The sequence below is a fragment of the Nakamurella panacisegetis genome (assembly GCF_900104535.1).
GTDB classification, from domain to species: domain Bacteria; phylum Actinomycetota; class Actinomycetes; order Mycobacteriales; family Nakamurellaceae; genus Nakamurella; species Nakamurella panacisegetis.
In genome coordinates, this window is the sequence record NZ_LT629710.1 from 53,398 (window position 1) to 79,486 (window position 26,089).

Sequence of the window (26,089 nt, forward strand, 5' to 3'; positions counted from 1 at the left end):
GCGATCACCCCGCTGCGTTGCACCGGCGGTCATTTCGTGGTGACCGCACCGGCGAACGAGCGTGCAGGCACCACCACCCTCGGGATGCTGACCTCACGAACTGGACGATCAGCCCATGCCCTTGGCCCGGCGGCCGGCGTACTTGGCCAGCTCGCGGTCCGAGTCCCGCTTGGCCAGCGTCTGCCGCTTGTCGTATTCCTTCTTGCCGCGTCCGAGGGCGATCTCGACCTTGACCTTGCCGCCGGAGAAGTACATCGACAGCGGGATCAGTGCGACGCCGCCTTCGCGCAGCTTCTGCATCAGTTTGTCGATCTCGGACCGGTGCAGCAGCAGTTTGCGGGCCCGGCGCGGGGCGTGGTTGGTCCAGGTGCCCTCGGCGTATTCGGCGATGTGCACGTTGCGGAGCCACACCTCGTCGTCGGAGACGGTGGCGAACCCGTCGATCAGCGACGCCCGCCCGGCACGCAGCGACTTCACCTCGGTGCCGGTCAGCGAGATGCCGGCCTCGTAGGTGTCGATGATCGCGTAGTCGTGACGCGCTTTCCGGTTCGACGCGATCAATGACCGGCCCAGGTTCCGGGCCTCGGAGGCGCGATCGGCCTTCTTCTTGTCTGTTGCCATAACCCGTCCAGGTTAGCCGTCCGCGCCAGCGGATTCACCCGCCGAGCGGAGCCGGGCTAGATCCGGACGTACAGCCGCAACGTCACGTAGGCGGAGACAGCGGCCAGACCGGCCCCGGCGATGACCAGGTACGGCGACACCCAGACCAGGTCGGAGTTCTGCAGCGGGGCGAGAACGCCGGAGTTGATCACCGACCCGAGCAGCTTGTCGATGAAAGCCACCTTGGCCAGGACCAGCAGCCCGACCGACAGGAGGGCACCGATGACTCCGGCCACCACGGCCTCGATCATGAACGGCAGTTGGGTGCGCCATCGAGAGGCCCCGACCAACCGCATGATCGAGGTCTCGGTGCGTCTGGTGTAGGCCGCGATCTGCACCATGTTCGATATCAGCAGCAGAGCGGCCAGGGCTTGTATCAACGCGATGATGATGGTGACGTTGCGGACCCCGTTGAGCAGCCCGAACAGCCGGTTCAGGAAGTCGCTCTGGTCGTTCACCGAGTCGACCCCGGGCAGCCCGGTGAACTGCTGCGAGATCACCTTGAAGCGCTGCGGGTCGTAGAGCTTCACGTGGAAGGACGCCGGCAGCGCCTTCTCCTGCACGATGGCCAGCATCTCGGGCTGGCCGGCGAAACGCTGCTTGTACTGCGCGAAGGCGTCGGCCTGGGTCTGATAGGTGGACAGCTCGACGTCGGCGTTCTTCTTCAGCGCGGTCTGGATGGCCTGGCAGACGGCGTCCCGGCAGTCCGGATCGTTGGTCGACTGAGCCACGCTCAGGTAGACGATCACCTCGACCTTGTCGCCGTAGAGCACCTGGGTCGCCTGGGTCAGGCGGGCCACGATCAGCCCGCCGCCGAGCAGCGTCAGCGAGATCGCCGTGGTCAAGATCATCGCGATGGTCATCGTGATGTTTCGTCGAAGCCCGGTCAGGACCTCGCCGAACACATATCCGGCTCGCATTTGTTCCTCTCGCAGATGGTGACCGTCAGCCACCGAGAACGGGCCAACACGTGGAAGCTGTTTCGACAGCCGCGGTTAGCGGCCGACCCCGTACACGCCGCGGGACTCGTCCCGGACCACCTTGCCCAGCTGCAGTTCGATGACGCGGCGGCGCATCGAGTCGACGATGTTGTTGTCGTGGGTGGCCATCAGGACGGTGGTGCCGGTGCGGTTGATCCGTTCCAGCAGCAGCATGATGTCCGCGCTGGTGTCCGGGTCGAGGTTGCCGGTCGGCTCGTCGGCCAGCAACAGCAGCGGCCGGTTGACGAACGCGCGGGCAATGGCCACCCGCTGCTGCTCACCACCGGACAGCTCGTGCGGAAGCCGCCGGGCCTTGCCCTCCAGTCCGACCAGTTCCAGCACCTCGGGCACGATCTTGCGGATGGCCGCGCGGGGCCGGCCGATCACCTCGAGGGCGAAGCCGACGTTCTGCTCGACCGTCTTGTTGGTGAGCAACCGGAAGTCCTGGAACACGCAGCCGAGGCGGCGGCGGTGCGCCGGAACCTTCGAACGACGGAGTTTGCCCAGGTCCTTGCCGGCCACCTGGATCTGCCCGCTGGTCGGGACGTCCTCCCGCAGCACCAGCCGGAGGAACGTCGACTTGCCCGAGCCGGACGGCCCGATGACGAAGACGAATTCACCTTTGTCGACGTCGATGGAGACGTCGTCCAGTGCTGGACGCGTGGAGGTTTTGTAGCTCTTCGACACATGGGACAGGTGAATCACAGCCGTCACTCTACTTCCGGTTCTCGTTATCTCGGTGTGACCTGGCCGGTGCGCGGCGGTATTTCAGCCGGTTGTCAGCCGTTCGCCCGCGCTTGCGCCCGCGCGCCGGTCAGCGGGCCAACCGGGCCACGACCTCGGCGTGCAGCAGCCCGTTGGTGGCCATGGCGCTCACCGTCCGCTGATCGACGGCGGCCCCGTCGACGTCGGTGAAGCGGCCGCCGGCCTCCCGCACCACGGGCACCAGGGCGGCGAGATCCCACAGGCTCAGTTCGGGTTCGGCCGCGATATCGGCCGCCCCTTCGGCCACCAGCATGTACGGGAGGAAGTCGCCGTAGCCCCGGGTGCGCCAGCAGGCGTCGAGCAGCGCCGCGAACTGCGGGCCGCGGCCCTGCTCCTGCCACTCCTTGGGATCGGAGTAGGTCAATGACGCGTCGGCCAGGTCGGCGACACCCGACACGGAGATCTGCTTCACCGGTCCCCCGGCGAACCGGGTGAACGCCCCACCGCCCTGCGCGGCCCACCAGCGCCGGGCCAGGGCCGGCGCCGAGACCACCCCGACCACCACGTCGTCCCCGTCGAACAGCGCGATCAGGGTGGCCCATACGGGCACCCCGCGCACGTAGTTCTTGGTGCCGTCGATCGGATCCACCACCCAGCGGCGACCGGTGGTCGGAGCGTCGGCCGCCCCACCGCCGAATTCCTCGCCGACGACGACGTCGTCGGGCCGCTGCGCGGTGAGGATGGCCCGGATGGCCGTCTCGACCGCGAGATCGGCGTCCGACACCGGGGTCAGGTCGGGCTTGGCGGTCACCTTGAGATCCGACGCGCCGAACCGAGGAAGGCTGATCGCGTCGGCGGCGTCGGCCAGGGCCAGCGCCAGGGTCAGATCGTCAGGGTGCGTTGCACCGGAGGAAGTCACGCCGGAACCGTAACGCCTGCGCCCGGTCGGGCCGGGATCCGACATCCGGACCGGCGCGCTGTTGATCAATCGGCGGGCTGATCAGATGGCGGCCGCACCGGAGCAACACCCTTGTGCCCGCCGAACCGGTCCTGCAGGGCCGGGTCGTCCAGCCACCACGGGCGGTCGACCGGCGGGTCGGCCACCGCCTCACCGGCGGCGTCCCAGTGCTGCCGGGCGTCCAGTTCGGCGTCGACCCGGGCCGCGTCCCGGGCGTCGGCCTTGATCCAGCGGGTGGCCGCCAGGATCAGGAACGGCAGGTCGAGAACCTCGGCCACCACCCACAGGATGCCGCCCGCGACGTGCTGGTCGTCGATCGCGACGGGCGAGAAGGCGGGCCGGTTCACCGCGAAGTGCACCAACGTCATATGGGTCTGGAATCGCAGGGCGATGCCGGGAAAGGCGTCCAGGATCAGCTCCACGAAACCGACGGCCAGCGACAGCCCGACGGCCAGCGACGATCGTTGGTCGTCGGTGTTGACCAGGGGTAGGGCAATCAGCGCGCCGACCGCCAGCAGCAGCAGGTGAACCACGCCTCCGGCCCACACCGAACTGACCGCGAACGAGCCCAGCCCGCCGAAGATCAGCAGCATGCAGAGCACCGGCACCAGCACCGGGCTGACCAACGGGCTGCCCAGGAACCGCAGGGTCCGGGTGCGCAGGGCCCGGGCGAGCAGGTTGTCCGGTCCGTGCACCGTGGTCACCAGCGACACCGGCTGGGCCGACATGATGACGATCGGCACGATGAGCAGGAGGAGCAGCTCCTGGGTCATCCAGACCCACATCAGCTGGAAGCCGCGGGCCTGCGGGAAGCCGTTCGTGGTCCAGACGGTGGCCGCGACGCCGACCCAGAACACGATGTCGCGGTGCCGCGCCCACGCGATTCCCTGCGTGGCCGCGCGCCGTCGGGTGCGCAGATAGGCGATGGCCAGGATGGCGACGACGACGATCATCACGTAGTCCGGCCGCCACTCGGTCAGCAGGCTCCCACCCGAGGGCGCGGATGTCGGTGAGGCGAAGGAATGCACCCGACCATCGTCCACCCTCGTCCCGGTCGCGCTCGCCCCTACTCCGGCGTGCTGACCTGAGTCCGAGCCTGATCTTCGAACTGGGTCCGGTACAGATCGGCGTACAACCCGTTCCGGGCGATCAGGTCGGCGTGCCGTCCGGACTCGACGACGCGGCCCCGGTCGATCACCAGGATCTGGTCGGCCGAGCGCACCGTCGAGAGCCGGTGCGCGATGACGATGGACGTACGGCCGGTGAGGGCCGCGTCGAGCGCGCGCTGGACGGCGGCCTCGGACTCGCTGTCCAGGTGGGCCGTCGCCTCGTCCAGGATCACCACGTCCGGCGCCTTGAGCAGCACCCGCGCGATGGCCAGGCGCTGCTTCTCACCGCCGGACAGCCGGTGGCCCCGGTCCCCCACCACCGTCTCCAGGCCTTCGGGGAGCGAGCTGACCAGCGGCCAGATCTGCGCCGCCCGCAGCGCCTCGATCAGCTGGGCCTCCGACGCCTCGGGCCGGGCGTAGAGCAGGTTCGCCCGAATGGTGTCGTGGAACATGTGGGCGTCCTGAGCGACGACCCCGATCGAGTCGCGCAGCGACTGCAGGGTGGCGTCCTTGACGTCGACCCCGCCGATCCGGACCGCTCCGGAATCGGCGTCGTAGATGCGCGGGATCAACTGGGAGATGGTGGTCTTGCCCGCCCCCGAGGGCCCGACCAGTGCGACCAGCTGGCCCGGCTCGGCCCGGAAGCTGACGCCGTGCAGGACCGGATGACGGGGGCTGTGGTCGGGAACGGAGATGCTCTCCAGCGACGCCAGCGACACCTGCTCCGCGCTCGGATAGGCGAACCGGACGTCGTCGAACTCCACCGATCGGGAGCCCTTGGGCAGGACGACCGCGTCGGGCCGCTCGGAGATCAGCGGCTCGAGATCCAGGACCTCGAAGACGCGTTCGAAGGAGACCAGCGCGCTCATCACGTCGACCCGGACGTTGGACAAGGCGGTCAGCGGTCCGTACAGGCGGGTCAGCAGCAGGGCCAGCGCCACCACGTTGCCGGCGTTGAGCGAACCGGACAGCGCCAGCGAGCCACCCAGCCCGTAGGTCAGGGCCTGTGCGAGGGCGGCGACCAGAGTCAGCGCGGCGATGAACGTCCGTCCGTACATCGCGGTGGTGACGCCGATGTCGCGGACCCGCCCGGCCCGTTCGGCGAACGACTTGGACTCCTCCTCCGGCCGGCCGAACAGGGCGACCAGCAGGGCACCGGAGACGTTGAACCGCTCCGTCATGGTCGTCGTCATGGACGCGTTCAGACCGTAGGACTCCCTGGTCAGGGTCTGCAGCTTGCGGCCGAACGCCCGGGCCGGCAGCACGAACACCGGCAGCAGGATCAGCGACAGGACGGTGACCTGCCAGGACAGGCTGAACATCACCCCGGCCGTCAGGACCAGCCCGATCACATTCGACACCACCCCGGACAGGGTGGAGGTGAACGCCTGCTGGGCGCCGATGACGTCGTTGTTGAGCCGGGAAACCAGCGCGCCGGTCTGGGTGCGGGTGAAGAACGACAACGACATCTTCTGCACGTGGTCGAAGACCCGGCTGCGCATGTCGTAGATCAGGCCCTCCCCGATCCGCGAGGAGTAGAAGCGGGACACCAGCGAGTTGCCGGTGTCGACGACGGCCAGGGCGGCGATCACCAGGGCCAGGATGATGACAACGCGCAGCTGCCCGTGACCGGAGATCTCGTTGACCACCTGCCCGGCGAGCAATGGCGTGGCCACCGCGATGACGGCCGAGAACACCGTCACCGTCAGGAACAGGATCAGTTCCTTGCGGTAGGGCCGGGCGAAGGCGAGGATCCGCTTGGCGATCCCCGGCGGCAACTTGTGGTCCTTGACGGAGTCGTCGCGGTGCATGGCCCGCAGCGCCGCCATCGAGCCGCCGCCCATGGGTCCGGACACGTCGGGCACCTCCTGCCGCCGGCACGCCGGGTCGGCGTGCGATGTTCTCCCCGGAGCCAAGCACGCCCGGCCGACAATGCATCCCGCTTCTGCTCAGAGCGTGGAGGGTGGCCTGGGCCCTCCCGTCTCCTGGGGTCTTGGGTCGGTGTGGACAGCCGTGGTGCCACTAGGCCGGACGAGTTACCGTCTGCGGTGAACGCGACGAGGGGGAGCGCAGATGGCCACCGCCACCGAACACATCCACGACGAGGTCCGCGAGCTGATCCGCCGCCGCGGCGTCGACCCCATCACCGACCAACGCTCCACCCGCGCCCTGATCGACGAGGTCATCAGCCACTACGAGGAACGCGTCCCCACCTCCTCCCTACCCCCGCTGATGGACCGCGGCGGCACGGCACGGTTCGTCTTCGACTCCCTGGCCGGATTCGGCCCCCTGCAACGCTTCCTCGACGACCGGGAGATCGAGGAGATCTGGATCAACCAACCGGGCAAGGTCTTCGTCGCCCGCAACGGCGTCTCCGAACTCACCACCACCGTCCTGGCCCCGGGCGAGGTCCGTGACCTCGTGGAACGCATGCTCAAACCGTCCGGCCGACGCCTGGACCTGTCCTCACCCTTCGTCGACGCCCTGCTGCCCGACGGCTCCCGGCTGCACGCCGTCATCCCCGACATCACCCGCGAGCACCTGTCCCTGAACATCCGCAAGTTCGTCGTCGCCGCCAACGGCCTGGAGGACCTCGTCGCCCGCGGCTCCATGACCGCACACGCCGCCCGCTTCCTCGAGGCCTCCGTCATCGCCGGACTGAACGTGATCGTGGCCGGCGGCACCCAGGCCGGGAAGACGACGCTGCTCAACACGCTGATCAACTCGATTCCGCCCCGGGAGCGGGTGATCACCTGCGAAGAGGTGTTCGAGCTGCGGCCCAACCTGCCCGACGTGGTGGCCATGCAGACCCGGCAACCCAACCTGGAGGGGCAGGGCGAGATCCGGCTGCGGCGCCTGATCAAGGAGGCCCTCCGGATGCGGCCCTCCCGGATCGTCGTCGGCGAGGTCCGGCAGGAGGAGTCCCTGGACCTGCTCATAGCGCTCAACTCGGGGCTGCCCGGGATGTGCAGCGTCCACGCCAACTCGGCCCGCGAGGCCGTCATCAAGTTGTGCACGCTGCCGCTGCTGGCCGGCGAGAACGTGACCGCCGCATTCGTGGTGCCCACCGTGGCCACCTCGATCGACCTGGTGGTGCAGGTCGGGATCGACCCGGGCGGAGCCCGCCGGGTCCGGGAGATCGTCGCTCTGCCCGGGCGGGTGGAGAGCGGCGTCGTCGAGATCGCCGACATCTTCACCTCGCGCGGCAACGAGCTGGTCCGGGCCGACGGTTACCCGCCGCATGCGGACCGGTTCGTCCGTCACGGCATCGACCTGCCGGCCCTGCTGTCCGGCGCCCGTCACGACGTCCGCGAGTACTGAGCAACCCAAGTGCCCACCGGAGTCACCGGTCCAACCACCAGTGACCTTCGGCCCTCCCCCGCCCCGGTCCGGCCCGGTTGAGTGGTGGCATGAACTCGACCGCCCTTCGTCAGTGGACTTCGGCCTGTGCCCTGGCCGAGACCATCGGGATGACCGCCGCCTCGGGCGCGGCCAAGGCCGTGCAGGCGCTGTCCGATCGACCGGGGGTGCTGGGTGGCACCGCGGTCGCGCTCGGGCTGATCGTCACCGGCGGCCTGGTGGAGGGTGTGGCGCTGGGTACGGCCCAGGGAGTCGTCCTGTCGCGGATCTGGCCCGCGCTCGCCCGTGGCCGGTATCTGATCGTCACGGTGGTGCTGGCCGGAGTCGGGTGGGCGGCGGCCTCCGCCCCCAGCGTGCTCGCCGGCGATGACAGCGGGACCGAACCGTCGCTCGCCTTGATGTTGGCCGGAGGCGCCGGCATCGGCCTGGTGATGGGACCGGTGTTGGGTGCGGCCCAGGCCTGGGCGCTCCGTTCCGTGGTACGGCGCCCATGGCGCTGGGTGGCGGCCAACACCGTGGCGTGGCCGCCGGTGATGGCGGTGATCTTCTTCGGCGCGAGCCGCCCCGCGGACAGTTGGTCCGCGCCCGCCGTGCTCGGCGTCGGCGCAGTCACCGGGATCGCCGCCGGCGCCCTGCTCGGCATCCTGACCGGCCCCTGGCTGCCCTCGCTCGACGCTCCGGCGGTGCGCCACCGGGTCGGGCCCATCGCGGCGCCGCGGCTCGGTCGCGACCGCTCGGCAAGCAGTGGCCGCCATCCCCACGCCGCGCCCTGAACCGGGCCGGCCAACGGGCGGCCCGCCGTGCGAGCTCGGTCACTGTGACGAGATGGACACCTGCCTGATCCATGCAGAGGAATGGAGAAGTGCTTCGCGCGGTTAACCTATTGCGAGCAACGGTGCGCAGCGGACTCGCGTACCGAAGCCCACTGTGCACCGGTGCGACGAGGAACTGTTACCGCACCAGTGAGGAAGTCATGAGCACCGCAACAAAGGCCAAGACCGCCGCGCGGCAGCGGGTCGTATCCGAGATCGACACGATGCTGCAGATCAACGGGAACACCCCGACCGCGCACGACTGGGTCCCCCGCGTCGTGATGATGAAGTACGAGATCCGCTGCGCCAACCACCCCACCGACGCCGAGCTGGCCGAGTGCTACTCCGTCGCCAAGGAACTCGCCGAACGCAGCTGAGCGCCGCCGTTCGGTGGCGCCGGGCCCGGTCGGCGGTAGGGCAGGATTCTCGTATGACCGAGCCGTCAGGGACGAAGGCGACGCCGGCGGAGCTCGCCGCCGCCACCGGACCGGGGGGCCCGGCCGAGCCCGCGAACCGCGCGGCGGAGCTGGGACGGGTATCCGTGGTCGGCTCCGGCCGGCTGGGAACAGCGCTGGTCAGCGCCCTCGCTGCGGCCCGGGTGGACGTCAGTGGCCCGCATGGCCGCGGCTATCCGGGTCCGTCTCCGTCTCGGCCCGACGACCTCATCGTGCTCTGTGTGCCGGACGCGGCGATCGCCGCGGCGGCGCTTCTGATCCCCCCTGGACCCCTGGTCGGGCACTGCTCGGGGGCCAGCGGACTGGCCGTTCTGGCCCCCCATCGGGCCTTCTCGATGCATCCAGTGATGACGTTCACACCCGATTCGCCGCCGAACGTGTTCCAGGGCGTCGGCGCCGCCGTCGACGGCACCGACGCCGACGCGCTCCACCTGGCATCGGGTCTGGCCATCCGGCTCGGGATGCGCCCGTTCATCGTCGCCCCGGCCGACCGCGCCGCGTATCACGCGGCGACCGCCATGGCCGCGAATTTCCTGGTCACCCTGGAGTCCGCGGCCGGAGCCCTGATGCGTTCCGCCGGGGCCGACCCCGCGCTGCTGCTCCCGCTGGCCCGCGCCGCCCTGGAGAACTGGGGCCGGATCGGCGATGCCGCACTCACAGGACCGGTGGCCCGGGGTGACGAACGGACCGTCCAGGCGCATCGCGAAGCGATCGCGCAACGGGTACCGGAGTACCTGCCGCTATTCGACTCGCTCGCCGACGCCACCCGCCGACTCGCCGCCGGCGTGGTCGATAGTTCCAGCGACACAAGGACTTACACATGATCGTGGTCACCACCGTCGACGACCTGCGCACCGCGCTGCGCGATCGGGCCGGCCGCTCCGTCGGGTTCGTCCCGACCATGGGCGCGCTGCACCGTGGTCACCTGGAACTGCTGCACCGGGCCCGGGCCGAGAACGACGTCGTGGTGCTGTCGGTGTTCGTGAACCCGGCCCAGTTCAACGACCCGGCCGACCTCGCGGCCTACCCCCGCACCGACGAGGCCGACCGCGCCCACGCCGAGCAGGCCGGTGTCGACATCTACTTCGCCCCGACGGCGGAAGCCGTCTACCCGCCTGGGTTCAGCGCGACCGTCGCCCTGTCCGGACCGATCGTCGAGACCTTCGAGGGGGCACGGCGGGGGGCCGGACACTTCCACGGCGTCACCACCGTCGTGACCAAGCTGTTCGGCATGGTGCGGCCCGACCGGGCCTACTTCGGCCAGAAGGACGCCCAGCAGTTGCGGGTGGTCCGGGCCATGGTGGCCGATCTCAACATCGACGTGCGGATCGTGGACGTGCCGACCGTGCGCGAACCCGACGGGCTCGCCCTGTCCAGCCGCAACGTCCGCCTCTCGGCCGACGAGCGGGCCACCGCGCTCGGCCTGAGCCGGGCCCTGACCGCCGGTGAAGCGGCGCACCGGCGCGGAGTGACCGCCGCCGAGATCGTCCTGGCCGCCGAACTGGTGCTGTCCGAGTTCGGCGTCAACCCGGAGTACCTGGCGGTGGTGGACGACGCGGACTTCCGCCAGCTGCACGAGGTCCCGCCACCCGGATCGGTCCTGATCGTCGCGGCCGAGGTCGGACGCACCCGCCTGATCGACAACGTCGTGCTCACCTGAGAATCGACGACGATTCAGCCAGCGCAAGGAGAACAGGTATGTCGAGCAAACCAGCCGCCGCCGCGGGCCGCGGCCAGATCACCATCCCGCACCTGCGGGCCCTGAAGGATGCGGGCACGCCGATCGTCATGGTGACGGCCTACGACTACCCCAGTGCCCGGGCCGCCGAGGCGGCCGGCGTGGACATCGTGCTGGTCGGCGATTCCGGCGCCCAGACCGTCCTCGGGTACCCGAGCACCGTCCCGGTCAGCACCGACGAGATGCTCGTGCTGGCCGCCGCGACCCGCCGCGGAACCACCACCGCCCTGTTGGTGGCCGACCTCCCCTTCGGTTCCTACGAGGTCAGTGACGAACAGGCGGTGGCCACCGCGATCCGGTTCGTCAAGGAAGCCGGGGCCGACGCGGTGAAGCTGGAGGGCGGGGGCGTGATGTCGGTCCGCCGGGCCGCCGCCGTCGTCGCCGCCGGGGTGCCGGTCATGGGCCACGTCGGCCTCACCCCCCAGACGGCCACCGCGCTCGGCGGCTACAAGGCACAGGGCCGCAACGCCGACTCGGCCATCGCGATCGCCCGGGGCGCCCTGGCCCTGCAGGAGGCCGGTTGCTTCAGCCTCGTCTTCGAGGCCGTCCCGAACGCGGTGACCGCCGCCCTGATGCCGCGCGTCGGCATCCCGGTGATCGGCATCGGCGCCGGTCCCGACACCGACGGCCAGGTGCTGGTGTTCCACGACCTGCTGGGCATCCGCGACGGCGGGGGCGCCCGGTTCGTCAAGCGGTACGCCGACCTCCAGCAGGCCATGAACGACGGTGTCGCCGCCTACGCCGATGACGTCCGCTCCGGCGCCTACCCGACCGCCGAGCACGGCTACTCCATCGACCCGGTGCAGCTGGCCCGCTTCACCGAGACCCTCGACGATTGACACCCGTCCGGCGTCCGTAGTCTGTCGGGTCATGGGCAAGGTCTATGACGGTATCGACGGCACCCTGGCCGCGTGGCTGACGGCGCAGCCGATGTTCGTCGTGGCCACCGCCCCGCTGGCCGCGGACGGGCTGATCAACGTCTCGCCCAAGGGCATGGCGGGCACGTTCGCCGTCGTCGACGACCACACCGTGGCCTACCTCGATCTGACCGGCAGCGGGGTCGAGACCATCGCCCATCTCCGGCAGAACGGGCGCATCGTGCTGATGTTCACCGCGTTCGACGGGCGCCCGACCATCGTCCGGCTGCACGGGACCGGACGCGTGGTGTGGCCCGACGACGAGGGGTTCGCGTCGCTGTTGCCGCTGTTCTCCGAGCATCCGGGGGTGCGGTCGATCATCGTCGTCGACGTCCAGCGCGTGTCCGATTCCTGCGGGTACGCCGTGCCGCGGATGACCTACGTGCAGGATCGCGACGTGCTGGACCTGTCCAACGCCAAGAAGGGCGAGGAGAAGCTGGCCGAATACCGCCGCAGCAAGAATTCCCGTAGCCTGGACGGGTTGCCCGGTCTGCCGGAGCGGTGACGCTCAGGCCAGCCGGAGCACCATCGTCCCGGCGGCGATGACCACGGCGGCCCCGATCCGGTAGCGGTCGGCCTTCTCCTTCAGGACGAGCACGGCGGTGACCGTGGCGAACAGGATCGACGTCTCCCGCAGCGCGGCCACGGCGGCCACCGGCGCCCTGGTCATCGCCCACAGCACCAGGCCGTACGCGCCGACGTTGGCCAGTCCCCCGACGGCACCCACCCACCACCGGGTACGGACCGCGGCGACCAGCACGGCCGGCCGGCGCAGCAGCGTCCAGCCCATCATCGGCAGCGCGGTGAACAGGAAGATCCACGCGGTGTAGGTGGCCGGCGCCCCGGATGCCCGGGATCCGGCCCCGTCGATCAACGTGTACGAGGCGATGACCACGGCATTGAGCAGGGCCAGCCCCGTCGCCCGGGACAGGTGGACCCTGCGCCTCGACCGCCCCGAACGCGACCGGCCGAAGAACCCGCCCGCACCGATTCCCCAGATGCCGCAACAGATCAGAGCCACACCCAACCACTCCCCGGCGGTCAGGTGCTCGCCGATCAGCGGCCCGCTGACGATCGCCACCAACAGCGGGGCGGTTCCCCGCATCAGGGGGTAGGTCTGGCTCATGTCACCGGCCCGATAGGCCGCGGCGACCAGCGGGTAGTAGATCGTCTGGGCGATCACCGACCCGGCGACGTTGATCCAGGCGGCCCCGTGGATGGCCGGGAGGAACGGCAGAGCGACGGCGCAGGCCAACGCGCCGCCACCGGCGATCAGGACGGTGGCCAGGTACCCCTCAGGGGACATCTTGACCAGCGTGTTCCACAGCACGTGCAGTACGGCCGCGGCCAGTACCACCGCGACGACTCCACCGGGCACCGAGCGAGGATACTCGGCCGCCCCCTCAGCCCTGCGTGCGCAACAGTTCCTTGATCAACGGGATACGGACCGGAGCGACCGACAACTCGTGTACGCCGCGGGCCACCAGACCCAGGGCGTGCTCCGGCATTCCGGCGATCTCACCGCACACCGCGACCGGCGTTCCGGAGGCGACGGCGAACCCGCACAGCTGATCCAGCAGCCGCTGGATGGCCGTCGCCGACGGGTCCAGCAGATCGGCGACGCCGGTCTCGGTGCGGTCGGCCGCCATCGTGTAGCTGGTCAGGTCGTTGGACCCGATGGACACGAAGTCACTGACCGCGCAGATCTCGTCGGCGGCCAGAGCGGCCGCGGGCACCTCGATCATCACGCCGATCTCGTCCGGGGCCTGGAACGGCACCCCGCTCTCGCCGAGGGAGACGACGGCCTGTTCCACCGCGGCCCGGAACGCGACCACCTCCGCCGCGACCGACACCATGGGGGCCATGACCGACACGCGGTGACCGACGGACGCGCGGCAGATCGCCCGCAGCTGGGTCTGCAGCAGGTCAGGGTGAGCGAGCAGGTAGCGCAAGCCGCGGACCCCGAGAAAACCGTTGTGCTGGGGGTCCAGATCCAGTGCGGTGACCGGCTTGTCACCACCGGCGTCCAGCACCCGGACCACGATCGGCCGGTCCCCCAGGACGTCGAAGATGGCCGTGAGATCGGCCGTCTGGACGTCCTCGTCCGGGTAGGTGTCGCGGTCCAGGACCAGCAGTTCCGTACGGAGCAGCCCGACGCCGTCGGCTCCGGACGCGACCGCGGCCCTGGCGTCGGCCAGCGATCCGATGTTGGCCACCACCAGGATCTGCCGCCCGTCGGCGAGGTGCACCGGGCCGTGCGCCGCCTGCGTACGGGCCTGGGCGGCGTCGGTCATCTCGGTGATCCGGCGACGGATGTCGGCCGCCTGGTCCGCGTCGGGCGACACCCGGACGGTGCCACGGTCACCGTCGAGCACCAGCTCGGTCCCGGCCGGGAGGCGACCGATCTCGTCACCGGCGCGCAGGATCATCGGAAGGCCGAGGCCGCGGGCCACGATCACCGCGTGGGCGGTGGTGGAACTCCGGGAGAGCACCACACCGACCGCTCCCCGCTCGAGCAGCACCGGCACCTCGCCGGGACCGAGGTCGTCGGCGAAGACGACGGCCCCCTGCAGCCGGGACGGAATCCGGTCGACGACGACGCCCAGTTCGGCCAGCACGGCCGCGCCGGCCTCGCGAACGTCGACCGCGCGTGCCGCGACCAGTTCGTCGACGTCGGCGGCCAGCGCGTCGGCGGTGGAACCGACCGACGACCACCAGGCGGCCGCGGCGGACCCGCCGGCGTCCAGCTCGGCGTCGGCGGCGCTGCGCAACTCCGGATCGGTCAGCAGGATGGCGTGAGCCACCTCGAACTGGTTGCCGGCGGACAGCTTCTGAGCGGCCGCGGCGATCGCCCCGTCCAGCCGGTCGCGCTCGGTGGCCGGATCGTGGTCACCGCCGGCGGCCGCGTCGTCGCCGGTCAGCTGCCGCGGCGCCCGGTCGAGCCGGACCAGCGGCCCCATGGCCAGGCCGGGGGCTCCGGGGGTGGCCCGCAGCACCGAGTTGACGATGGCCGGGCCACCAACAGGACGCAGGGTGCCGGCGTTTCCCATCCGGGCCGGGGCGGCCCCCATGGCCGCCGGGGCGAGGCGGCGGGGCCGGTCGACCGTCTCTCCGAACCCGCCGGAGATCAGCGCGGTGACGATGGCCGCCGCGTCCGGCGCGTCCGGTCCGGACGCGATCACCTCGACCGTGTCACCGCCGCGCAGGGCCAGTCCGACGACCCGCAGCACGGCCCGCAGGTGGACCGGGGGCTCGCCCGGACGGCCGATCGTCACCTGCACGTCCCAGCCGGTCAGCGCCCGGATCAGCGCGGCCACCGGGCGGGCGTGCAGACCGAGCGGGTTGACGACCGAGACCGTGGCCTTCACCACCTGATCCCGGGCGTCCGGGGCCGGGACGGAATCGCCGGCCGACCGAGCCGAAACGCTCGCCTCGATGTCCGGTTCCGGTCCGTCACCCGACGGGCCGCCCGCGGAGCGGGCCGAGGCGGCGACCTGGTCGACGTCGCCGCCGCCCTCTGCGGTCACCGCGGCGGAGACCGCTCCTTCGACCAGTGGGGCGTCGACGATGCGGATCCGGGCCGCCGCCTCCGGGTCGAGGAACTCCACTGCCATCTCGGCGGTGAGGACGGCACTGCCCAGGTCGTAGAGCAGCACCGCGCCGTCGCCGGTGTCGGCCTTGGCGATGGCCTCGTTGATCAGGTCGAACGACGTCCCAATGCCCCCGTCGTCGGTGCCCCCGGCCGGGGCGATGACCACCGACGGCGCCATCTGCCGGGCCAGCTCCGCGCTGCCCCGGGCCAGATCGGCGCTGTGGGACACCAGGATCAGCCCCACCGACACGGCCTAGACCGCCGTTCCGGTGGCATGCGATGCGGCACTGGCCGCCAGCGACTCCAGGATGTACGCGGTGCTCTGCGCGCCCGGATCGACGTGGCCGATTGATCGTTCGCCGAGATACGAGGCCCGACCCTTCCGGGCCTGGAGCGGCGCGGTGGCCGCAGCGCCCGCCGCCGCCGCCTCGGCCGCCGCGGCCAGCACGCCGGCGACGTCGGCGCCGGCCTCCGCCGCCTTGGTGGCCGCGTCGGCCGCCGGGCTGAGCGCGTCGACCATCGTCTTGTCGCCCAGTTCGGCCTTGCCGCGGGCCACCACGCCGTCGCGGGCGGCGACCAGTCCGGCCGCGACCAGGGCGCCGTCCAGTTCCGCGGCGCCGCCGAGCACGGTGCTGCCGCGCAGGAACGCCGTGCCGAACAACGGGCCGGACGCGCCGCCGACGGTGGAGATCAGTGTGGTCGCGACGAGCGCCATCACCTTGGCCGGGGTCTCCGGTTCGGTCGACCGCAGCTTGGTCAGGACGGCGGAGAACCCGCGGGCCAGATTCTCACCGTGGTCACCGTCGCCGATCTCCTGATCGAGTTGGGTCAGCTCCGTGCGGCGCTGCGCGATGACCGCGCCCAGTGCCCGGATTGCCGCGACCAACGACTCGGCGTCGTAGCCCATATGAGTTCACAGTCCTCTTCGAAGGGCGACGGTGTGCACCGGCGCGTCCCAGAGCTCGACGAACTCGTCGTCGAGCTTGAGCAGGGTGATGGACATTCCTTGCATTTCCAGCGCCGTGATGTAGTTGCCGACCAACGACCGCTCCACCTCGATGCCCTTGCCGTGCAGATACTTTCGTGCCGAATTGTAGGCGAGGTACAGCTCCACCTCGGGCGTGCCGCCCATCCCGTTGACGAACAGCAGGGTGCGGTCGCCGGAGGCGAACGGCAGATCCTCGACGATGGTGGACAGCAGGATCTCCACGATCTCGTCGGCCGGGGCCAGCTTGCGGGTTTCCCGTCCGGGCTCGCCGTGGATCCCGATCCCGATCTCCATCTCGTCCTCGGCCAGATTGAACGACGGTTCCCCGGAATGTGGGACGGTGCACGCCCGCAGGGCCATGCCCATGGACCGGACCTGCGAGTTCACCCGCTGGGCGATGGCCGTCACCGCGTCGAGGTCGTCGCCCCGGGCCGCGGCCGCACCGGCGATCTTCTCCAGCAGGACGGTGCCGCCAACGCCGCGCCGGCCGGCAGTCCAGGTCGAGTCCTGCACGGCGACGTCGTCGTCGACCACGACGGCCGAGACCCGCAGGCCCTCGGCCTCGGCCAGTTCGGCGGCCATCTCGAAGTTGAGGACGTCCCCCGTGTAGTTCTTGACGATGTGCAGCACGCCCGCGCCGCCGTCGACCGCCTTGGTGGCATCCAGGATCTGGTCGGGCGTCGGCGAGGTGAACACCGCCCCGGGTACGGCCGCGTCGAGCATGCCCTCACCGACGTAGCCGACGTGCAGCGGTTCGTGGCCACTGCCACCGCCGGAGACCAGGGCCACCTTGCCGGCGATCGGGGCGCCGGCCCGGGTGACGTAGGTGGGGTTGCGGTGCAGGGTCAGCAGGTCGGCGTGGGCCGCCGCGACGCCGTCGAGGGCCTCGTCCACCACAGTGGCCGGGTCGTTGATGATCTTCTTCATCGCGCACTCCTTTGTGCTCCGTGATGGGGCTGGCTCGGACTGGACCGTGATGACGCCGCCCGTTCGCCCTCCGGCGACCGGTGAAGACCGCCGGTGATCAACTTCCGGACGGCGCGGACCGAAGGCGCACGGACAGGCACGTCACGCACCCCTCCATCTTCTCGAACTCGCTGATGTCGACGACGACCGGGGTGTACCCGAGATCGGCGATGAGATCCGCGGATCGCGGCGCGGACGCCGCCATCAGCAGACGCCCCTGTCCGAGATCGACGACGTGGGCGCCGCCCTCCTCGGGCATGGGCCGGAAATGCGGGTAGAACGACGGGTCGTCGACCACCGGCGGATAGCCGATGACGGTGCCGTCGGGCAACGCGGTGACGGCCGACTTCAAATGCAGGGCCTTGGTCAGCGGGACGGCGATGACGTTGCCGCCCAACGGTTCCAGGATGGCACGGAACTCGGCGATCCCGGCCGCGTCGGTCCGTCCCCCGCGGCCGACGTAGACCGTCGACCCGATCTTGAGGACGTCGCCGCCGTCCAGCGACCCGGCCGTCATGGTGCGCACCGGATATCCGAGGTCGCGGAGCGCGGCGGCCGTTCCGGCCGTCTCCGGCTTGCGCTCGTCGGCGCCGGGATTGGTGATCACGGCCGTCCCGCCGAACATCACGGCGGCATCCTCGACGAACACCGAGTCCGGGCAGTCGAAGGCCGGGTCCACCTCGATGGTGTGCCAGCCGTTACCGGTGAGGGCGTCGACGTACCCCTGCCACTGCGCACCGGCCAGGTCGATGTCGATCGGGCTGCGGTCGATGTGCGTGACCAGGCCCTGGGCCAACCGCGGCGACGGACGGCGGATCAGGGCCCGCCGGGACATGTCCGGAGCGGCGTCGAACGGCATCTGTGAACTCCCGAGGATGACCCCGCGGGCGACCGCGGCGAGGAGTCTCTCCCCTCACCTGCAGACCCTAGTGGTGTCCGTGACACCGTATGGGCATGCGTTACATCGTGATCGGAGCCGGCGCGGTCGGCGGAGCCATCGGCGCGGCCCTGTTCGGCGCCGGGCGTGACGTGGTGCTGGTGGCCCGGGGCGAGCACCGGGCGGCCCTGGCGGCGGGCGGACTCACATTCGTCACGCCGCGCGGCACATCGGTCCTGCCGATCCCGGTCGTCGGCGGCCCGGACGAACTGCGGCTGACCGAGGCCGACGTGCTGATCCTGGCCGTGAAGGTCCAGGACAGCGTGGCTGCGCTGGATCTTTGGAGTGACCAGCCGGTGGGCGTTCGCACCGCCGGCGCGGCACTGCCGTTGTTCTGCGCCCAGAACGGCGTCGAGGGCGAACGGCTGGCGCTGCGCCGGTTCGCCCGCGTCTACGGCGTCTGCGTGATGCTGCCGGCCACTCACCTGGCTCCCGGCCGGATCTCCGCGATCGGCGATCCGCTGACCGGTGTACTCACCGTCGGTCGGTATCCGGCCGGCACCGACGAACTGGTCGACCGGCTGTGCGCCGACCTGGAGACCGGCGGTATCGGCGGTGAGGCGAGCGCGGCGGTGATGCGGCGGAAGTACAACAAGCTGCTGGCCAACCTGGGTAACGCCCTCGAGGCCGTCACCGGGCCGATCGATTCCGACGAGGCGCTCGCTCTCCTGGAGCACGCCCGGGCCGAAGGTGCGGCCGCTCTGGACGCGGCCGGGATCGATCACGTCGGACCGCAGGAGGAGGCGGCCACACGCCGCCGGTTGACCACGGCCGAGATCCCGGGCGAACCCCGCGGCGGCGGGTCCACCTGGCAGAGCCTGAGCCGGGGCACCGGCCGCGTCGAGGTGGACTACCTGGCCGGCGAGATCGTGCTGCTGGGTCGCCTTCACGGGGTACCGACCCCGGTCAACGAGTTGCTCCAGCGGTTGGCGAACGAACTGGCCCGTTCCGGCCGACCGCCCGGATCGGTGACCGTCGAGCAGGTACGGGAGTTGCTCGCCCGGCCGTGAGCGGCCTCACAGCGGACCGGTGCACCGCCCATTGACCATGTCGTTAGCATCAGTAACGACCGAGAGGGGCTTCCGTGACCGCCACCACCACCCACGAACGCCGCGTGGCGCTCACCGTCACCACGGTGGGCATCCTTGCCGCGATGCTGAATTCATCCATCCTGCTGATCTCACTGCCGGCCATCTTCGCCGGTCTCGGCCTGGATCCGCTGGCCGCGCAGAACATCAGCTACCTGCTGTGGATGCTGATGGGCTACATGCTGGTCACCGCGGTGCTGGTGGTCACCTTCGGCCGGCTCGGTGACCAGTACGGCCGGGCCCGGCTGTTCAATCTCGGATTCGCCATCTTCACGGTCGGATCCATCGCCTGCGCCCTCGTCCCGAACACCGGGTCGGCCGGCGCGCTGGAACTGATCGGCCTGCGCATCCTGCAGGGCGTCGGCGGCGCCATGCTGACCGCCAATTCGACGGCCATCATCACGGACGCCTTCCCGTCGGATCGCCGGGGATTCGCGCTCGGGGTCAATCAGGTGGCCGGTCTGGCCGGATCGTTCTTCGGGCTCGTCATCGGCGGCCTGTTGTCCGAATGGCACTGGCGGGCGGTGTTCTGGGTCAGTGTGCCGGTCGGACTCTGGGGCACCTGGATGGGATACCGCACGCTGCACGACAAACCGCGGACGACGACGGTGCACCAGCGCATCGACTGGTGGGGCAACGTCACCTTCGGGCTCGGCCTGATCAGCCTCCTGGTCGCCATCACCTACGGTCTGCAGCCGTACGGCGGGCACAACATGGGCTGGACCAGCCCGATGGTGCTGACCGGGGTACTGGTCGGACTGCTCCTGCTGGTCGCGTTCGTGGTCATCGAGAACCGGGTCACCGACCCGATGATCAATCTGAAACTGTTCCGGATCCGGGCCTTCACGGCCGGCAACATCGTCAACTTCGCCGTGGCCATGGCCCGGGGTGGCCTGCAGTTCATCCTGATCATCTGGCTCCAGGGGATCTGGCTGCCGCTGCACGGCTACGCCTTCGCCGACACCCCGCTGTGGGCCGGCATCTACATGCTGCCGTTGACCGTCGGCTTCCTGATCGCCGGTCCGGTCTCGGGTGCGCTGTCCGACCGCTTCGGGGCCAGGGCGTTCTCGACCGGTGGATTGATCATCATCGCGTTGACCTTCGCCGGGCTGATGCTGATCCCGGCCAACTTCAACTACGTCCTGTTCGCCGCCCTGCTGGCGCTCAACGGGATCGGCTCCGGCCTGGTCGCCGCGCCCAACGCGGCGGCCATCATGAATTCGGTCCCGGCCGACCAGCGGGGCGCCGCGTCCGGGGTCCGGGCAACCGGCATGAACGCCGGCATGGTGCTGTCGATGGGCGGCTTCTTCACCCTGATGGCGATCGGGCTGGCCAGCCGGCTGCCGAGCTCGATGTACGCGGGGCTGACCGGGCTCGGGGTGCATTCCGATGCCGCTGCCGCGATCTCGCACACTCCGCCGGTGGCCACCCTGTTCGCGGCCTTCCTGGGCGACAACCCGGTCACTCAACTGATGGGCACCGTCGATCCGGCCCAACTGACGCCGGGCAACGGAGCCGACGTCGCCACCCTGACCGGCCAGACGTTCTTCCCGCACCTGATCTCCGACGCGTTCCACCACGGCCTGGTGGTCGCCTTCAGCGCGTCGATCGGCCTGCTGCTGATCGCCATCGTGGCGTCGGCCCTACGCGGCAAGCACTTCGTCCACGCCGACCAGGGTGCGGACCTGACCGCCCCGCACCACGAGACGACCATGCAGGCGCTGGCCCGCGAGGGCGCAGCGGCCGAGGTCCCGGCCATTCCTGAAGTGGACGTCCAGTACGAGGAGGCCCTGCAGGACGAGGTGCGGTTCCGCGCCTGATCCGGCAGTGAGAGCGGCCAATCGCCCACGGCGCGACTTTCGACGGCCCGGCTCGACGGCTGCCCTGCGTTGAGCGACAGGATCATCATTGGCCCTGAGGGCCAAAAGACTCCGGCGCCGATTCAATCGGCACTGTCCGTTCAGCTGCGACCATGGGATGTCCTTGCCCAACGCCGCCCTTCCGCGCGGCAAGCACCTCGATGACGTCCAATAGACAACGGGTCGAATGAGACGTCGTCTGTCACAATCACTGGGTGGAACCAAATGAGTTCTGGCCCTTTCCTCCTGTGTCGCTCTCTGCCGCTCAGCGGTGGTGCACATACCACCCGGACGTCGGTGCCGGCGTCGACACGGTCGGCGATCACCTGGTGTTCTACCTGAAGCCGCTGCGCTCCGGCAAGCATCACGGCGACGTTGAACGACTGTTTCCGGGTTCAGCGGTGATCGAGGTTCGCTTCGGTCTGGCCGACATGCAGCGCACCCGAGCGCAGCTGGCCCGGGACGCATTGCGGTGGTCGCGTGTCGGATCGAAACTTCGTTGGGACGACTTAGGTATCGCGGTTGAAGGCTGGACCTTCCTGGAACCATCGGCCGGCCGCGTCGTTGTCCCAGGCGTGCCGGCCAGCATCGTTGATGAAGTCAACACGCTCCTCGCCGAACGCTACGGCCGTGATGTCGTGTGCGCAAGAACGACCGGTGGCCCTACACCGTGGGGCCACCGGTCGTCCTAGATCCGAAATGCGTCGTCACGCTACGCAGAGATCACCGCAATTGCGCTGGGCCAATGGCAATGCCAACGACTGATTCAACTGATTTGATGTCGTCATGTACATCCGGCTTGAGCACGTTGTCGCACCGCCGACGCACGGCGCGCGGCTAATGTTCACCTCGCCCCTTCCACGATTCCGTGCGCAATGACCTTGTTCACACCGCCCGCGAACTGAACACTGGAGCGCCGCTATCACCGGTTCCGGCTGCCGGCTTTCCGGCAGAAGCAGGGACATTCAAGACGAGAAGGCCATGCCATGTACGCCGCGACCCCGCGCCCGTGGAACTGTTGGAGCGGGAACGCATCGCCCCGGTAGCCGGATTGTTGGCTGCAGGCTTTCGGGTCGCCGGGGTCGGTGGGGTGATGCCGTCCGGGTCGAGGCGGCCGCCGGGATCGGGCTGAAGCCAGGTTGTTGTGTTGGGTCGTAGTCGCGGGCCGGGAAGTGGATGAGGCCAGTGGCGACATCGGTGGACTGGCCGGTGTAGCCGACCGGGGTGTACGTGGTGGTCGGGGGTTCGATGAACCAGCCGGGCGCGAACCGGCTGTGCCCGTCGGTGGTGACGCTGAGTCCGGCCGCCGGTTCGGCGGCGCCGAAGTCCGTGTAGGACTGCGCGGCGACCGTGGAGCCCTTGCTGTCGGACAGGGTCCGCGGGGTGCCCTGCACGTCGAGGTCGAACCAGTCGGTGGCTACCTGACCAGAATGTCAACGCCCACGCAGGAATGCACTGACCGCTTCCTGGGCCTCCGGCACGCCGGCATCACCGAGTTCCTGCAGTTGGATCAGATCCCGGGCCGCGACGGCCAGTCCCGTCAAGAGCTCGCCCGCGCGTTCGTACCCTTCGCCCCACAGATCCAACAGCCCGGCCGAGTCCTGCTCCTCGTAGGCCAGATCGGCCAAGCGATCCAACGCATCGTCATTCCCCATCGCGGCCAGGTACTTGAGAGTTTCCCGGTCGGCCGACCCCAGCGGCGACATCTCCATGTGAACTCCCCTTCGCACTGATCAACGGCATGCAGCCCTACTCGAACCGTCAGCTGCCCGTCCGGCACGAGGCCACCAGAGCTGATCCTGGCAACGCGCCCGCAACTGCTCGACAGAACCTACATCTCGCCGTTCGGACCGGGATCAGGGGAAACCCTGGCCCACCCCTGGGTTCCCAGCGGACCGAACGCCTCCCCTCCCGGTGCTCATTCACAGGGGCCAACGACGACGAGCCGACAAGGCGGAACGCGCTCAAGCAGGCGCCCCTTTGGGACCCCATCCAGACTCTCGTTCCGGGTCGGCACCGCGTCCGGTACGCCCGCCCGCCCGCCCGCCACAGGCGAACCGGACACAAGGGACGCCCGTGCCATTTCGTCCCTTTCATCACACATCACGTCAACGGCACGTTGCGTGAATGGTTCCATCGCCGACCAATTGCCTGCGATGTGGATCCCAATTCCCCTTGACCAGTTCTTTTCGATACCCTTCCTCCGGATCCACATGTCGAACGGGACCCGGGGGGTGAACATGGGCGTCTTCGTCGGACTGATGCTCGGCATCGGGCTGCTGCTCGTCTGGCAGGGCCTCAGTGCCCGGCCGCGCGCACCACGTCCGCACACCCGCACCGAACGCCTACGCGACGAACTGGCCCAGGCCGGGCTCACCGGGATCACCCCCCACCAACTCATCGCCCTGCAATTCCTCGCCGCCCTGCTCGTCCTGTTGCTGGGCATCGTGCTCACCCGATCCATCTCCGTCTCGCTGATCTTCGCCGCCTTCGCCAGCACCGCCCCCCGCCTGCTCGTCACTCGCCTGCGCCACAAACGCCAATCCGACCTGCGCGAACTCTGGCCCGAAGTGGTCGACAACCTCACCTCCGGCGTCCGGGCCGGCCTGTCCCTACCCGAAGCGCTCTCCTCCATCGGAATCCGCGGCCCCGAACAACTCCGCGACCCCTTCCGGCAGTTCGGCACCGACTACCGCACCACCGGCAAGTTCAACGACTCCCTCGATCGCCTCAAGACCACCCTGGCCGACCCCGTCGGCGACCGCGTCTGCGAATCCATGCGCGTCGCCCGCGAAGTCGGCGGCACCGACCTCGGCCGCCTCCTCACCACGCTCTCCACCTTCCTCCGCGACGACGCCCGCACCCGGTCCGAACTCCTGGCCCGACAGTCCTGGAGCGTCAACGCCGCCCGGATGGCCGTGTGCGCACCGTGGTTGGTCCTGGTCCTGCTGGCCACCCAGCAGACGACCCTGTCGGCGTACGACACTCCGGCCGGCACCGCGATCCTGATCATCGGGGCGGTGCTGTCGCTGACGGCGTACCGGCTGATGATCCGCATCGGGCGCCTGCCCGAGGACAAACGGGTGCTCCGGTGAACACAGCCCTGATCGGGGGCCTGCTGGGCGGCCTGGCCGCCGCCGGCGTGGTGATGGCCGTCCTCGCGTCACCGCCGATGCGCCGCCCGACCCTGGCCGACCGGATCGCGCCCTACCTGGCCGACACCGCCAACGAGTCCCAGCTGCTGGCCCGCCCGGGACGCGGAACCGCGGGCGCGCTGGCCCGGCTGACCGCTCCGCTGCTGCGGGACGCCGTGCGGATGATCGACCGCCTGGTCGGTGGCCAGGCGTCGGTCCGGCGGCGCCTCGATGCCCTCGGCTCACCGATCACGGTCGAGCAGTTCCGCACCGACCAGGTGCTCTGGGGGGCCCTGGCCACCGCCGGCGGGCTCGGCGTCGGCCTACTGGCGGTCCTGTTCGGCCAGACCAACCCGCTCGCGCTCCTCCTGCTGATCGGCGGTTGTGGCATCGGCGGGGTGCTGGCCCGGGATTGGTGGCTCAGCCAGGCCGTCTCGAAACGGAACGCCGCCATCCTCAGCGAATTCCCCGTCGTCGCCGAGATGCTGGCCCTGGCGGTCACCGCCGGCGAAGGACCGATCGGCGCCATCGAACGGGTCTCGCGGTTGGCCCGCGGCCACCTGGTCGGCCTGCTCGGCGGCATCCTGGCCGACACCCGTTCCGGTACCCCGTTTCTCGTGGCGTTGACCACCCTGCGGGACCGCACCCAACTCGAGCCACTGTCCCGGTTCCTCGACGGGATGGCCGTGGCCATCGAACGCGGCACGCCGCTGGCCGACGTCCTGCGGGCGCAGGCGGCCGACGTCCGGGCCCTGGGCAAACGTGAATTGCTGGAGTCCGGCGGCAAGAAAGAGATCGCCATGATGGTCCCGGTCAAGTTCGGCCCGTAGTTTCTCTGGCATGCCCCACCGTGGGGCAACCGGAAGGAGCTATACATGACCATGACCAGCGACTACCGCCGGTACGTCGGCAAGGACGACACCGCACTACTGAACATCACCATGCCATGCACCGACGCGACCCACCGCGGCACTTGTGGGTGGCAGTACGACTCGGTCGATGACATCAACGGCACCATCTCCCGGGAGCACACCGTGGTTGACGCGTCCGGATTGGAGATCTCCTGGTGGGAATTCCCACCAGGAGACGCGCGCAACGATGACCTCGAAGAGACCGAGCGGGAAATCCACATCCCGCACAGCCCGATCTCCGGTCTGAACGACTACCGAATCTCGGAAGCCGTGAAGATCTACGCGGCGCTCGGCCGCCTGCTTGCGGCCAGCGGAGGCTTCACGGGTGGCGCCCAAGCGGAGATCGTCCCGCCTGCCTGGCATGAAGGTTCGGTCGAGTTCGACCGTGGCTGTGTCTACGCCGACCGCAGGGTCGTGCGTGACGGCGTGACGGCGACACTCGACCAGACCGACGAACTCCTGTACGACGAGGAGACACGCACATACTCCGTGGTCCGGCAGCCAGCCACGATCTCGATCCCCGGCGGATTCGATGGCCAGGTCCTGACCATCGAGGAAGCCCGGGCCATGATCACCGGCCCCACCGACGATCCGACGGTCCTAGCGATCGCCGAGCTGCTGGCGGCGTACGACTGCGCGGCGGCAACCGCATGAACGACCTCGACGACGACAGCGAGCGGATCTACGCGTTCGCGGTCGTCGGATGGGATCCGGACACAATCGACTGGGGATCGAGCGAGCCGGCGGAGGCTTCGATGATGTCAGCGCTGAAGGAAGCATGGCACCTCGGATACGCCGCAGCCGTAGAGGACATGAGGCGACCACGACCGTAGGGGCCCCGGTAGCCAGCCATGGTCAATCTGGGCATAGCTGGCTCGCCGAGTACGCGGCTGTACTGACCGCGCTGGCTCGGCCGACGA

General features: G+C 69.8%; 25 protein-coding genes. 13 read left to right on the forward strand and 12 right to left on the reverse strand.

Annotated elements, in window-relative coordinates; genetic code table 11:
• Nucleotides 1-108 precede the first annotated feature (108 nt).
• From smpB to BLS97_RS00275, 6 genes are all read right to left on the reverse strand, one after another.
• Nucleotides 109-621, reverse strand: coding sequence for an SsrA-binding protein SmpB (smpB, locus tag BLS97_RS00250; RefSeq protein WP_090474024.1), 513 nt, complete (start codon nt 619-621; stop codon nt 109-111).
• Nucleotides 622-677: 56 nt separating this feature from the next.
• A complete protein-coding gene (gene ftsX, locus BLS97_RS00255; RefSeq protein ID WP_090474025.1) occupies nt 678-1,580 on the reverse strand; it encodes a permease-like cell division protein FtsX in 903 nt (300 codons plus the stop codon).
• Nucleotides 1,581-1,655: 75 nt separating this feature from the next.
• On the reverse strand, nt 1,656-2,345 hold the full coding sequence (gene ftsE / locus BLS97_RS00260; RefSeq protein WP_090474026.1) for a cell division ATP-binding protein FtsE: 690 nt from the start codon (nt 2,343-2,345) through the stop codon (nt 1,656-1,658).
• A gap of 109 nt (nt 2,346-2,454) precedes the next feature.
• Nucleotides 2,455-3,264: a histidinol-phosphatase gene (gene hisN, locus BLS97_RS00265; RefSeq protein WP_231988269.1), complete on the reverse strand. Its 810-nt coding sequence runs from the start codon at nt 3,262-3,264 to the stop codon at nt 2,455-2,457.
• A gap of 65 nt (nt 3,265-3,329) precedes the next feature.
• Nucleotides 3,330-4,331, reverse strand: coding sequence for a cytochrome c oxidase assembly protein (locus BLS97_RS00270; RefSeq protein WP_157695079.1), 1,002 nt, complete (start codon nt 4,329-4,331; stop codon nt 3,330-3,332).
• 38 nt (nt 4,332-4,369) lie between these two features.
• Nucleotides 4,370-6,256, reverse strand: coding sequence for an ABC transporter ATP-binding protein (locus BLS97_RS00275; RefSeq protein WP_090474028.1), 1,887 nt, complete (start codon nt 6,254-6,256; stop codon nt 4,370-4,372).
• A gap of 229 nt (nt 6,257-6,485) precedes the next feature.
• Between BLS97_RS00275 and BLS97_RS00280 the strand changes: the two genes are divergently transcribed.
• From BLS97_RS00280 to BLS97_RS00310, 7 genes are all read left to right on the forward strand, one after another.
• Nucleotides 6,486-7,733 (forward strand): CpaF family protein, encoded by a 1,248-nt coding sequence (locus BLS97_RS00280; RefSeq protein WP_090474029.1) that lies wholly within the window; start codon nt 6,486-6,488, stop codon nt 7,731-7,733.
• 89 nt (nt 7,734-7,822) lie between these two features.
• Nucleotides 7,823-8,545 carry a hypothetical protein gene (locus BLS97_RS00285; protein WP_090474030.1) on the forward strand — a complete coding sequence of 241 codons (723 nt, stop codon included), beginning with the start codon at nt 7,823-7,825 and terminating at the stop codon, nt 8,543-8,545.
• 200 nt (nt 8,546-8,745) lie between these two features.
• A complete protein-coding gene (locus BLS97_RS00290; protein WP_090474031.1) occupies nt 8,746-8,961 on the forward strand; it encodes a hypothetical protein in 216 nt (71 codons plus the stop codon).
• A 53-nt stretch (nt 8,962-9,014) separates the two neighbouring features.
• The gene (locus tag BLS97_RS00295) at nt 9,015-9,863 is read left to right on the forward strand and encodes a DUF2520 domain-containing protein (protein ID WP_090474032.1); all 849 of its coding nucleotides are present in this window, start codon (nt 9,015-9,017) and stop codon (nt 9,861-9,863) included.
• Complete coding sequence (panC, locus tag BLS97_RS00300; protein ID WP_090474033.1) at nt 9,860-10,699, forward strand: pantoate--beta-alanine ligase; 840 nt, start codon at nt 9,860-9,862, stop codon at nt 10,697-10,699. Before BLS97_RS00295 ends, panC begins: the two co-directional genes overlap by 4 nt.
• A 38-nt stretch (nt 10,700-10,737) precedes the next feature.
• Nucleotides 10,738-11,616 carry a 3-methyl-2-oxobutanoate hydroxymethyltransferase gene (gene panB / locus BLS97_RS00305; protein WP_090474034.1) on the forward strand — a complete coding sequence of 293 codons (879 nt, stop codon included), beginning with the start codon at nt 10,738-10,740 and terminating at the stop codon, nt 11,614-11,616.
• 31 nt (nt 11,617-11,647) lie between these two features.
• Complete coding sequence (locus BLS97_RS00310) at nt 11,648-12,199, forward strand: pyridoxamine 5'-phosphate oxidase family protein (RefSeq protein ID WP_090474035.1); 552 nt, start codon at nt 11,648-11,650, stop codon at nt 12,197-12,199.
• A 3-nt stretch (nt 12,200-12,202) separates the two neighbouring features.
• Here BLS97_RS00310 and BLS97_RS00315 read toward each other — a convergent pair whose 3' ends face one another.
• From BLS97_RS00315 to ddaH, 5 genes are all read right to left on the reverse strand, one after another.
• Nucleotides 12,203-13,072, reverse strand: coding sequence for an EamA family transporter (locus BLS97_RS00315; protein ID WP_090474036.1), 870 nt, complete (start codon nt 13,070-13,072; stop codon nt 12,203-12,205).
• A gap of 25 nt (nt 13,073-13,097) precedes the next feature.
• A complete protein-coding gene (dhaM, locus tag BLS97_RS00320; protein WP_090474037.1) occupies nt 13,098-15,536 on the reverse strand; it encodes a dihydroxyacetone kinase phosphoryl donor subunit DhaM in 2,439 nt (812 codons plus the stop codon).
• A gap of 3 nt (nt 15,537-15,539) precedes the next feature.
• Complete coding sequence (gene dhaL / locus BLS97_RS00325) at nt 15,540-16,193, reverse strand: dihydroxyacetone kinase subunit DhaL (RefSeq protein WP_090474038.1); 654 nt, start codon at nt 16,191-16,193, stop codon at nt 15,540-15,542.
• A gap of 6 nt (nt 16,194-16,199) precedes the next feature.
• A complete protein-coding gene (dhaK, locus tag BLS97_RS00330; protein ID WP_090474039.1) occupies nt 16,200-17,201 on the reverse strand; it encodes a dihydroxyacetone kinase subunit DhaK in 1,002 nt (333 codons plus the stop codon).
• Between the two features lie 97 nt (nt 17,202-17,298).
• Nucleotides 17,299-18,099 (reverse strand): dimethylargininase, encoded by an 801-nt coding sequence (gene ddaH, locus BLS97_RS00335; protein ID WP_231988271.1) that lies wholly within the window; start codon nt 18,097-18,099, stop codon nt 17,299-17,301.
• A 95-nt stretch (nt 18,100-18,194) separates the two neighbouring features.
• Here ddaH and BLS97_RS00340 point away from each other — a divergent pair, with 95 nt between their 5' ends.
• The 3 genes from BLS97_RS00340 (at nt 18,195) to BLS97_RS00350 (ending at nt 21,816) form a co-directional block, all read left to right on the forward strand.
• Nucleotides 18,195-19,187 (forward strand): ketopantoate reductase family protein, encoded by a 993-nt coding sequence (locus tag BLS97_RS00340; protein WP_090474040.1) that lies wholly within the window; start codon nt 18,195-18,197, stop codon nt 19,185-19,187.
• 74 nt (nt 19,188-19,261) lie between these two features.
• Nucleotides 19,262-21,085 (forward strand): MFS transporter, encoded by a 1,824-nt coding sequence (locus tag BLS97_RS00345; protein ID WP_231988272.1) that lies wholly within the window; start codon nt 19,262-19,264, stop codon nt 21,083-21,085.
• 254 nt (nt 21,086-21,339) lie between these two features.
• Complete coding sequence (locus BLS97_RS00350; RefSeq protein WP_157695080.1) at nt 21,340-21,816, forward strand: hypothetical protein; 477 nt, start codon at nt 21,340-21,342, stop codon at nt 21,814-21,816.
• A 741-nt stretch (nt 21,817-22,557) separates the two neighbouring features.
• On the opposite strand, the gene BLS97_RS00355 is transcribed toward BLS97_RS00350, so the two are convergent.
• Entirely contained in the window at nt 22,558-22,836 is a 279-nt protein-coding gene (locus BLS97_RS00355) for a hypothetical protein (protein WP_197676332.1), read from the reverse strand.
• Between the two features lie 528 nt (nt 22,837-23,364).
• On the opposite strand from BLS97_RS00355, the gene BLS97_RS00360 reads away from it, so the two are divergent.
• From BLS97_RS00360 to BLS97_RS00370, 3 genes are read left to right on the forward strand one after another with little or no spacing between them, the layout of a single operon-like run.
• Nucleotides 23,365-24,219 carry a type II secretion system F family protein gene (locus tag BLS97_RS00360; protein WP_090480906.1) on the forward strand — a complete coding sequence of 285 codons (855 nt, stop codon included), beginning with the start codon at nt 23,365-23,367 and terminating at the stop codon, nt 24,217-24,219.
• The gene (locus tag BLS97_RS00365; protein ID WP_090474042.1) at nt 24,216-25,088 is read left to right on the forward strand and encodes a type II secretion system F family protein; all 873 of its coding nucleotides are present in this window, start codon (nt 24,216-24,218) and stop codon (nt 25,086-25,088) included. The genes BLS97_RS00360 and BLS97_RS00365 overlap by 4 nt, the downstream gene beginning before the upstream one ends.
• A 45-nt stretch (nt 25,089-25,133) precedes the next feature.
• On the forward strand, nt 25,134-25,823 hold the full coding sequence (locus BLS97_RS00370; protein ID WP_090474043.1) for a hypothetical protein: 690 nt from the start codon (nt 25,134-25,136) through the stop codon (nt 25,821-25,823).
• The last annotated feature ends 266 nt before the right edge of the window (nt 25,824-26,089 follow it).

Coding starts and splice junctions, on each gene's coding strand:
- ftsX (WP_090474025.1), bottom strand. CDS start 1,580: ATGCGAGCCGGATATGTGTTCGGCGAGGTCCTGACCGGGCTTCGACGA.
- panB (WP_090474034.1), top strand. CDS start 10,738: ATGTCGAGCAAACCAGCCGCCGCCGCGGGCCGCGGCCAGATCACCATC.
- BLS97_RS00295 (WP_090474032.1), top strand. CDS start 9,015: ATGACCGAGCCGTCAGGGACGAAGGCGACGCCGGCGGAGCTCGCCGCC.
- BLS97_RS00285 (WP_090474030.1), top strand. CDS start 7,823: ATGAACTCGACCGCCCTTCGTCAGTGGACTTCGGCCTGTGCCCTGGCC.
- BLS97_RS00340 (WP_090474040.1), top strand. CDS start 18,195: ATGCGTTACATCGTGATCGGAGCCGGCGCGGTCGGCGGAGCCATCGGC.
- BLS97_RS00280 (WP_090474029.1), top strand. CDS start 6,486: ATGGCCACCGCCACCGAACACATCCACGACGAGGTCCGCGAGCTGATC.
- ddaH (WP_231988271.1), bottom strand. CDS start 18,099: ATGCCGTTCGACGCCGCTCCGGACATGTCCCGGCGGGCCCTGATCCGC.
- BLS97_RS00275 (WP_090474028.1), bottom strand. CDS start 6,256: ATGGGCGGCGGCTCGATGGCGGCGCTGCGGGCCATGCACCGCGACGAC.
- BLS97_RS00360 (WP_090480906.1), top strand. CDS start 23,365: ATGGGCGTCTTCGTCGGACTGATGCTCGGCATCGGGCTGCTGCTCGTC.
- BLS97_RS00290 (WP_090474031.1), top strand. CDS start 8,746: ATGAGCACCGCAACAAAGGCCAAGACCGCCGCGCGGCAGCGGGTCGTA.
- BLS97_RS00370 (WP_090474043.1), top strand. CDS start 25,134: ATGACCATGACCAGCGACTACCGCCGGTACGTCGGCAAGGACGACACC.
- dhaL (WP_090474038.1), bottom strand. CDS start 16,193: ATGGGCTACGACGCCGAGTCGTTGGTCGCGGCAATCCGGGCACTGGGC.
- panC (WP_090474033.1), top strand. CDS start 9,860: ATGATCGTGGTCACCACCGTCGACGACCTGCGCACCGCGCTGCGCGAT.
- BLS97_RS00310 (WP_090474035.1), top strand. CDS start 11,648: ATGGGCAAGGTCTATGACGGTATCGACGGCACCCTGGCCGCGTGGCTG.
- BLS97_RS00355 (WP_197676332.1), bottom strand. CDS start 22,836: ATGGAGATGTCGCCGCTGGGGTCGGCCGACCGGGAAACTCTCAAGTAC.
- smpB (WP_090474024.1), bottom strand. CDS start 621: ATGGCAACAGACAAGAAGAAGGCCGATCGCGCCTCCGAGGCCCGGAAC.
- dhaK (WP_090474039.1), bottom strand. CDS start 17,201: ATGAAGAAGATCATCAACGACCCGGCCACTGTGGTGGACGAGGCCCTC.